This window comes from Cellulomonas sp. HZM (assembly GCF_000708885.1).
GTDB lineage: Bacteria > Actinomycetota > Actinomycetes > Actinomycetales > Cellulomonadaceae > Cellulomonas.
This window is the reverse complement of record NZ_JEOE01000031.1, coordinates 22624-30611: the sequence shown is the minus strand read 5'-3', so window position 1 is coordinate 30611 and position 7988 is coordinate 22624. Positions and strand designations below refer to the sequence as shown.

Sequence of the window (7988 nt, the reverse complement as noted above, 5' to 3'; positions counted from 1 at the left end):
GAGCGCGACGCGAGCGCCGCGAGCACGGAGCACGACGAGACTCGCGCCCGCCTCGTCGCGATGCGTGCCGAGGCGGTGCAGCGGCTCGCGGGGCTCGGGGTCGCGGGGGCGGACGTGGTCGGCATGGTCGTCGGTGACGTCGTGGCCGGCGCCGACGAGGTGCTCGCGCTGCCCGTCGGACCGGCGGACGCGTCGTCGTCGGGCCGGGTGGCGAGGACGACCGCCACCACGACCACGACGACCACGACGCTCACGGCGATCGCCCACCACCACGCGCGGGAGGAGCCGGACGTCTCGGGAGGTGTCTGGGTCGTCACCCCTCGATCCTGACCTACGGGCCGCCGCGACGCGCGCGCTCGGCCGTCCTCGTCACCCGCCTGGTCAACGCGCCCGGCGGAACAGCAGCCCCGCGCTCACCCGTCCGACGACCAGCAGGCCGACGCACCACGCGAGCGCCGCGAGCACGGTCGACGTGGCCGGCGTGTGCCCGAGCAGCAGCGCACGCACGCTGTCCGCCACCGGCGTCACGGGGTTCCACCGCGCGATCGACTCGAGCACCGACGGCATCGAGTCGACCGGCACGAACGCGCTCGACACGTACGGCACGAACAGGATGACGAACGTGAACCCGCTCGCCGCCTCCGGCCCGGACGCGGAGATCCCGATCGCCACGGCGATCCACGTCATCGCGAGCACGTACAGCGCGACGAGCCCGAGCGCCGCGACCCACCCGCCGAACGACGCTCCCGCGTCGAACCCGATGAGCAGGGCGACCGCGATCACGAGGCCGGTCGACAGCGCGTTGCGCGCGAGGCTCGCCACGACGTGGCCCGTGACGACGCCCGTGGAGCGGATCGGCATCGAGCGGAAGCGGTCCATGATCCCGCCCGTGATGTCGTTGGCGACGTCGACCGCGGTGCTCGAGGCACCGTACCCGGCGGTCAGCAGGACGATCCCGGGGACGACGAAGTCCACGTAGCTCGCGTGCGCCATGCCGGCGGAGATGGCCCCGCCGAACACGTACACGAACATCAGCAGGAGCATCACGGGCAGCGCGACGGCCAGCAGCAGCGTGTCGAGCTGGCGCGTGGACCGGCGTAGGCAGCGGCCGACGAGCGCGAGCGTGTCGCTCGTCGTCGGGCCGGAGGACGCGACGCGCGGGGTGAGGTCGAGGGCGGTCATCGGGTCTCCTGGAGGACGGGGGTCGCGTCGTCGGCGGCCCGGTCGGCCGTCTCGTCGGCGGGGCGGCCCGTGAGGGTGAGGAACACGTCGTCGAGCGTGGGCGTGCGGACCTGCCAGCTCTCGACCTCGCGTGCGTCGAGGCCGGACAGGATGCGGGCGACGTCGTCGAGCGAGCCGTCCGTCTCGATGCGCTCGGTGCCCGCGGCGGTGACGACCTCCACGTAGGCGGCGCCCACGCCTGCCTTGAGCTGCGCGGGCGTGCCCTGCGCGATGACCCGGCCGTGGTCGATCACCACCACGCGGTCCGCGAGCTGGTCCGCCTCCTCGAGGTACTGCGTGGTCAGCAGCACGGTCGTGCCTGCCGCGACGACGGCACGGATGACGTCCCACAGGTCGCCGCGGCTGCGGGGGTCGAGCCCCGTGGTGGGCTCGTCGAGGACCAGCACCTGCGGTCGGCTCAGCAGGCTCGCGGCCAGGTCCAGCCGCCGCCGCATCCCGCCGCTGTACGTCTTGACCGGGCGGCGCGCGGCGTCGGTGAGGCCGAACAGCTCGAGCAGACGTGCGGGGCGGGTGCGGCGCTCGTCGGCCGGCAGGTGGGACAGGCGCGCCATGAGGCGCAGGTTCTCCTCGCCGGTCAGCAGGTCGTCGACCGCCGCGTACTGCCCGGTGAGGCTGATGGCGGCGCGCACGGCGCCGGGATCGGTGCGCACGTCGTGGCCCGCGACGGTCGCGGTGCCGCCGTCGGCGGCCAGGAGCGTGGCGAGGATGCGCACGGTCGTCGTCTTGCCCGCGCCGTTGGGCCCGAGCAGTGCGACGACCTGCCCGCGCTCCACGTCGAGGTCGAGGCCGTCCAGGACGGTGAGATCGCCGTAGGACTTGCGCAGCCCCCGCACGGCGATGATCGGTTCGGTCATCGGTCCACCTTTCTGCGTACGTCGTAAACTGTGTGTGTATGTCATACACACTTATAGGATCGGGCGTCAAGGAGGTGGGCGATGTCGGACGGGACGGATCCGCACGGCGAGGTGGCCGGGCACGCACGCGACGAGGTCGACGAGGCTGCCCGGCGCGAGGCCGAGGACGCGCGGCGCGAGGCCGAGGCGCTCCGGCGCGACCGCGAGAAGGCCGACCGGCTCGCGGCACGCGAGGCGGACCGCGCGCGCCGCGACCAGGAGAAGGCCGACCGCACGGCGCAGAAGGACGCCGAGCGCGTCGCCAAGGAGGCGTCGAAGGAGACCGAGCGGCTCCAGCGCGAGGCGCGTGACGCCGCACGCGAGGCCGGCCGTGCGCAGCGCGAGGCGGAGCAGGCCGAACGCACCGCGGCACTCGCCCGCCAGCGCGCGGCGCGCGAGGCAGAGAAGGCGCTGCGGCAGGCCCAGCGCGCCGAGCCGGAGACCGCCGTCGTCGACCGCTCGGACCTCCCGCCGGACGTCGCGGTGCTGTGGCGCGCGCCCGCACCCGCGCGTCGCGGCCCGCGTCCCGGGCTCACGCTCGAGCAGATCGCCGACGCGGGGATCGCGCTCGCCGACGCCGAGGGGCTCGACGCGGTGTCGATGGCCCGCCTCGCGGAGTCGCTCGGCTTCACCACGATGTCGCTCTACCGCTACGTCTCCTCGAAGGACGACGTGCTCATGCTCATGTCCGACCGCGCGTCCGGGCGGCCGCCCGTCGTCGGGCCCGAGGTGGGCGGCTGGCGCGCGCGGCTCGAGCTGCTGCTCGGGCTGTCCGCCCCGATCCTCGGCGCGCACCCGTGGATGAGTCGCACCACCGCGCTGCTGTTCGCCGTCGGGCCCAACCGGCTCGCGTGGATGGAGGCGATGGTGGCCGCGCTCGAGGAGACCGCGCTGACCGAGGCGGAGAAGCTGCTCGTGGTCGGTGCGCTCAGCGGGCACCAGCTCGAACGGGCGCGCATGGTGGACGCCGAGCTGACCCGGCAGCGCTCCGTGGCGGCGTCGGCGGGTGACGAGGGCTCGGCGCCCGACCTCGTGATCGAGCGGCTCGTGGACCCCGTGCAGCACCCCGCGATGTCCCGGGTGGTCGCGGCGGGGGTGTTCCGGGGCGAGCCCGACGCCGATGCCGGCGCGCTCGACTTCGGGACTCGGCTGATCCTCGACGGCGCCGAGCGCCTCGTGGAGTCGGCCTCCTCCCGCTGAGCAGGTCGAGCCGTCCACAGGCACGTCCGCCGACGCGCCCGCCCACAGCCGGCGCCACGGTCGGCGGCCGTGTCGGAGCTCGGGGGGAGACTGCCGCCATGACAGCTCCCGCGCCCGTCCCCGCCGTCACCGGCCGCTGCTTCGGCGACGGCGACCCCCTGTACGAGCGGTACCACGACGAGGAGTGGGGCGTACCCGTGCACGGCGAGCACGCGCTGCTCGAGCGGCTCGCGCTCGAGGGGTTCCAGTCGGGGCTCGCGTGGATCACGATCCTGCGCAAGCGGCCCGCGTTCCGCGCAGCGTTCGCCGACTTCGACGCCGAGACGGTCGCGGCCTTCGACGACGACGACGTCGAGCGGCTCATGGCCGACGCGTCGATCGTGCGCAACCGCGCCAAGATCGAGGCCACGATCGCCAACGCCCGCGCGCTGCGCGACCTGCACGCGGCGGGCGGATCGCTCGACGCGGTGATCTGGTCCCACGCCCCGGACCGCTCCGCGTGGGTACGGCCGGCGTCGTGGGAGGACGTGCCCGGGCTGTCGCCCGAGTCGACCGCGCTCGCCAAGGAGCTCAAGCGGCTCGGCTTCCGCTTCGTCGGACCGACGACCGCGTACGCGGCGATGCAGGCGTGCGGGGTGGTCGACGACCACCTGGCGTCGTGCCCGTCCGTTGCTCCCCTCGGGTGATGCTGGCCCGGGAGGTTCTGTGACGCCAGCCGTTCGGGTTAGCCTGCCGCGCATGACCGATCCGCACATCACCGACGGCAGCGACGCCGTCCGCGGTGCGCGTGACGCCCTGACGGGGACGACGGCCCCCGACGAGCGGGTCCTCGCCGCTGTCCAGGACGGGCTGAAGTCGGTGCCCGCGTCGGCTCCGGGGTCCTGGTTCGAGGTGCCGTCCCAGCGGGGGCGGCCCGAGCCGTTCCAGCAGCCTCGCCGACGCGCCTGACGCCCGCAGCACCGCTCGCAGCGACCGACGCCCGCCGCTCCCGTACAGAACACGGCGCGGACCTGGGCGTGGAGCTCGGCGTGCCCGCCACCCGGACCTCGCGTCTCAGAACGCGAGAAGTCTTGCCCACCATGCGAGAGCGCGGTTAGCCTTCCACCAACCATCCAGAGCGGCCGAGAGACCTGGCTCGTCGACGCCGCAGCAACCCCCCTCCGCGACGAGGGTGTGGGTGCTTCCGCCAGGACCGATGGAGTGGACCATGTCGCAGACCCTGTGTCTGAGCACCTCGTGAGCGCCGCAGCGCTCGACCAGCGCGCGCCCGGTGCGCACACCGCGCCGACCGTGCGGCCCCTGGCGTCCGTCGACCGTCCCACGGTCTCGTTCGAGCTGTTCCCGCCCCGCAACCCCTCGGCAGCACCGCGCCTGTGGGAGACCGTGCGCGCGATCGAGCAGGTGCACCCCGACTTCGTCTCCGTGACCTACGGGGCTGCCGGCCGCACGCGTGAGACGTCGCGCGCGCTGGTGACCCGCCTCCTGCAGGAGACGACCCTGAACCCGATCGCGCACCTGACGTGCGTCGGGACCAGCCGCGAGGAGATCACGGCGATCGTCGGCGAGTTCCTCGACGAGGGTGTCCGGTCGTTCCTCGCGCTGCGCGGGGACCCGCCGGTCGACGAGCCGCACTGGCAGCCGCACCCCGACGGCCTGCACACCGCGAGCGAGCTCGTCGAGCTGCTGCGCGAGATCGAGGCCGAGCGCTGCGTCGCGAGCCCGTCGCAGGCCGTGCGCGCCCGCGTGCGCCCGCTGTCGGTGGCCGTCGCGGCCTTCCCGCGCGGCAACGCCGCGACCGGCGGCACGCGCGCACAGGACGTCGCCTCGCTGCTCGCCAAGCAGGAGGCCGGCGCCGACTTCGCCGTGACCCAGGTGTTCTACGACGCCGAGTCGTACCTGGGACTCGTCGCCGAGGCGCGCGAGGCGGGCGTGGTCATCCCGATCATCCCGGGCATCATCCCGACGACCGACCCGGCCCGGCTGCTGCGCGTGCAGGAGCTGACCGGAGTCCCCGTCCCCGCCGACCTGCTCTCCCTGCTCGGTGGCGCCGACGACGAGCTCGACCGCCACCGCCGCGGCACGCGCGTCGGCGTCGACCTCGTCAAGGGCGTGCTCGACGGCGGCGCCCCGGGCGTGCACCTCTACACGTACAACCAGCACCACGCCGCCCTCGACCTCCTCGAGGGCGCCCAGCTCGACGGCGGGGCCCGCTCCGCCGCACGCGACCGCACCACGACGACACCCGAAGGCTGAACCCCATGAGCAACGTCCCCCAGTTCCCGGCCGGCTCCGTCCTGGGCTACCCCCGCATCGGGCCGCGCCGCGAGCTCAAGAAGGCCCTCGAGTCGTTCTGGGCCGGCCGCAGCACCGCCGACGAGGTCGAGGCGACCGCGGCCGAGCTGCGCCGTCGCACGCGCACGCGTCTCGCCGAGCTGGGCCTGCCGACCGACGTCCCGGCGATCCCGAGCGCGTTCTCGTTCTACGACCAGGTGCTCGACGCGACCGCGGTCGTCGGCGCGGTCCCCCCGCGCTTCGCCGACCTCGTCGGCGAGGACGGCTCGCTCGACCTGGCGGGCTACTCGACCGTGGCCCGCGGCCGCGGCGACGACCTGCCGCTCGAGATGACCAAGTGGTTCGACACGAACTACCACTACCTCGTGCCGGAGATCAGCCCGGAGACCGAGTTCCGGTTCGCGTCCGACCGCCCGGTGCGCGAGTTCGCGGAGGCGCTCGCCGAGGGCGTCGTCACGCGTCCCGTCGTCGTCGGCCCCGTGACCTACCTGGCGCTCGCGAAGGCCGCCGAGGGCTCGCCCGAGGAGTTCGCGCCGATCGACCGTCTGCACGACCTGCTGCCGGTCTACGCCGACCTGCTGCGCGCGCTCGCCGCCGCCGGCGCCACGTGGGTGCAGATCGAGGAGCCCGCGCTCGTCTCCGACTCGCTCGACGTCGAGACCGACCGCCTGCTCGCGTCCGTCGTCGAGGCGTACCGCGTGCTCGCGACCGAGCTGACGACGCCCGAGCGCCCCGCGATCCTCGTCGCGGCCCCCTACGGCGACCTCGGCGCGGCGCTCCCGGTGCTCGCCGCGACCGACGTCGAGGCGATCGGCATCGACCTGGTCCGCGGCGCTGCCCCGACCGAGGCGGTGCCCGGCCTGGAGACGAAGACGCTCGTCGCGGGCGTGATCGACGGCCACAACATCTGGCGCGCCGACCTCGACGCCAAGCTGCAGGTGCTCGAGCAGCTGGAGAACCTCGGCGCCGCGGCGGTCACCGTCGGCACGTCGACGTCGCTGTTCCACGTCCCGCACACCACGGCCGACGAGCCGAACCTCGACGCCACGCTGAAGACCTGGCTCGCGTTCGCCGACGAGAAGGTCGCCGAGGTCGTCGTGCTCGCGGAGGGCCTGACCGAGGGCCGCGAGGCGATCCACGAGCAGCTGCTCGAGGCCTCCGACGCGGTCCGCTCGCGCCAGGGCGCGCCGGGCGTCGTGCGCCCTGAGGTCCGCGAGCGTGCGGCCGGCCTCACCGAGGACGCCTTCGGCCGCGGTGACTTCGACGCGCGCAAGAAGGCGCAGGCCGCGCGCCTGGAGCTGCCCCCGCTGCCGACGACGACCATCGGGTCGTTCCCGCAGACGCCGGACATCCGCAAGGCGCGTGCGGCCTTCGTGCGCGGCGAGCTCACGGCCGAGCAGTACGAGGACGAGATGAAGGCGGAGATCCGCCGCGTCGTCGACCTGCAGGAGAGCGTCGGCCTGGACGTCCTGGTGCACGGCGAGCCCGAGCGCAACGACATGGTGCAGTACTTCGCGGAGAACCTCGACGGGTTCGCCGTGACGGAGAACGGCTGGGTGCAGTCGTACGGCTCGCGCTGCACGCGCCCGTCGATCCTGTGGGGCGACGTGTCCCGCCCGGCGCCGATCACGGTCGCGTGGGCGCAGTACGCGCAGTCGCTCACGAGCAAGTGGATGAAGGGCATGCTGACCGGCCCGGTGACGATCCTCGCGTGGTCGTTCGTGCGCGACGACCAGCCGCTCGGCGACACCGCGAACCAGGTGGCGCTCGCGCTGCGCGACGAGATCGCGGACCTCGAGGCCGCGGGCATCGCGATCATCCAGGTCGACGAGCCGGCGATCCGCGAGCTGCTCCCGCTGCGCGCCGCCGACCACGCCGCGTACCTCGACTGGTCGGTCCGCTCGTTCCGCCTCGCGACGGCGGGCGTGCGCGAGGACACCCAGATCCACACGCACCTGTGCTACTCGGAGTTCGGCCAGATCATGGACGCGATCGACGGTCTCGACGCCGACGTCACGTCCATCGAGGCCGCGCGCTCGAAGATGGAGATCCTCGCGGACATCGTCAAGGCCGGGTACCCGCGCGCCGTGGGTCCGGGCGTCTACGACATCCACTCGCCGCGCGTGCCGTCCGAGGCCGAGGTCACCGAGCTGCTCTCGGAGGCCGTCAACGTCATCGACGTCGACCAGCTCTGGGTCACCCCGGACTGCGGCCTCAAGCCCCGCCGGTACGAGGAGGTCGCCCCGTCGCTGGAGCACATCCTCGCGGCGACCCGCACGGTGCGCGCCCAGCTCTGAGCCGCACCCGCACGACCCTCACGGGCCGGTCACCCTCGGGTGGCCGGCCCGTGGTCCGTCCGTC

Annotated in this window: 8 protein-coding genes and 1 riboswitch; of the genes, 6 read left to right on the top strand and 2 right to left on the bottom strand. The window is 74.0% G+C overall.

Annotated features, from left to right (window positions below; all coding sequences use genetic code 11):
• A partial coding sequence (locus AW16_RS18675) for a hypothetical protein (protein ID WP_029291213.1) occupies positions 1 to 330 on the top strand: 330 nt, incomplete at its 5' end.
• Positions 331 to 381: 51 nt separating this feature from the next.
• On the opposite strand, the gene AW16_RS0113480 is transcribed toward AW16_RS18675, so the two are convergent.
• Together AW16_RS0113480 and AW16_RS0113475 are read right to left on the bottom strand one after the other, a co-directional pair.
• The gene (locus AW16_RS0113480; RefSeq protein ID WP_029291211.1) at positions 382 to 1182 is read right to left on the bottom strand and encodes an ABC transporter permease; all 801 of its coding nucleotides are present in this window, start codon (positions 1180 to 1182) and stop codon (positions 382 to 384) included.
• Positions 1179 to 2096, bottom strand: a complete 918-nt coding sequence (locus tag AW16_RS0113475; protein ID WP_034649225.1) for a daunorubicin resistance protein DrrA family ABC transporter ATP-binding protein — start codon at positions 2094 to 2096, stop codon at positions 1179 to 1181. The genes AW16_RS0113480 and AW16_RS0113475 overlap by 4 nt, the downstream gene beginning before the upstream one ends.
• Positions 2097 to 2177: 81 nt before the next feature.
• Between AW16_RS0113475 and AW16_RS17795 the strand changes: the two genes are divergently transcribed.
• The 5 genes from AW16_RS17795 to metE all read left to right on the top strand — a co-directional run bounded on the left by AW16_RS17795 (position 2178) and on the right by metE (position 7924).
• Positions 2178 to 3335: a TetR/AcrR family transcriptional regulator gene (locus tag AW16_RS17795; RefSeq protein ID WP_051681945.1), complete on the top strand. Its 1158-nt coding sequence runs from the start codon at positions 2178 to 2180 to the stop codon at positions 3333 to 3335.
• Positions 3336 to 3433: 98 nt separating this feature from the next.
• Entirely contained in the window at positions 3434 to 4021 is a 588-nt protein-coding gene (locus tag AW16_RS0113460; RefSeq protein WP_034649221.1) for a DNA-3-methyladenine glycosylase I, read from the top strand.
• A 52-nt stretch (positions 4022 to 4073) separates the two neighbouring features.
• Positions 4074 to 4283 (top strand): hypothetical protein, encoded by a 210-nt coding sequence (locus tag AW16_RS0113455; protein ID WP_029291205.1) that lies wholly within the window; start codon positions 4074 to 4076, stop codon positions 4281 to 4283.
• A gap of 157 nt (positions 4284 to 4440) precedes the next feature.
• Positions 4441 to 4537: riboswitch (SAM riboswitch) on the top strand.
• A 34-nt stretch (positions 4538 to 4571) separates the two neighbouring features.
• The gene (locus AW16_RS0113450) at positions 4572 to 5588 is read left to right on the top strand and encodes a methylenetetrahydrofolate reductase (protein ID WP_231496059.1); all 1017 of its coding nucleotides are present in this window, start codon (positions 4572 to 4574) and stop codon (positions 5586 to 5588) included.
• 5 nt (positions 5589 to 5593) lie between these two features.
• Positions 5594 to 7924, top strand: coding sequence for a 5-methyltetrahydropteroyltriglutamate--homocysteine S-methyltransferase (gene metE / locus AW16_RS0113445; RefSeq protein ID WP_029291201.1), 2331 nt, complete (start codon positions 5594 to 5596; stop codon positions 7922 to 7924).
• The last annotated feature ends 64 nt before the right edge of the window (positions 7925 to 7988 follow it).

Coding starts and splice junctions, on each gene's coding strand:
- AW16_RS0113475 (WP_034649225.1), bottom strand. CDS start 2,096: ATGACCGAACCGATCATCGCCGTGCGGGGGCTGCGCAAGTCCTACGGC.
- AW16_RS0113480 (WP_029291211.1), bottom strand. CDS start 1,182: ATGACCGCCCTCGACCTCACCCCGCGCGTCGCGTCCTCCGGCCCGACG.
- metE (WP_029291201.1), top strand. CDS start 5,594: ATGAGCAACGTCCCCCAGTTCCCGGCCGGCTCCGTCCTGGGCTACCCC.
- AW16_RS0113460 (WP_034649221.1), top strand. CDS start 3,434: ATGACAGCTCCCGCGCCCGTCCCCGCCGTCACCGGCCGCTGCTTCGGC.
- AW16_RS17795 (WP_051681945.1), top strand. CDS start 2,178: ATGTCGGACGGGACGGATCCGCACGGCGAGGTGGCCGGGCACGCACGC.
- AW16_RS0113455 (WP_029291205.1), top strand. CDS start 4,074: ATGACCGATCCGCACATCACCGACGGCAGCGACGCCGTCCGCGGTGCG.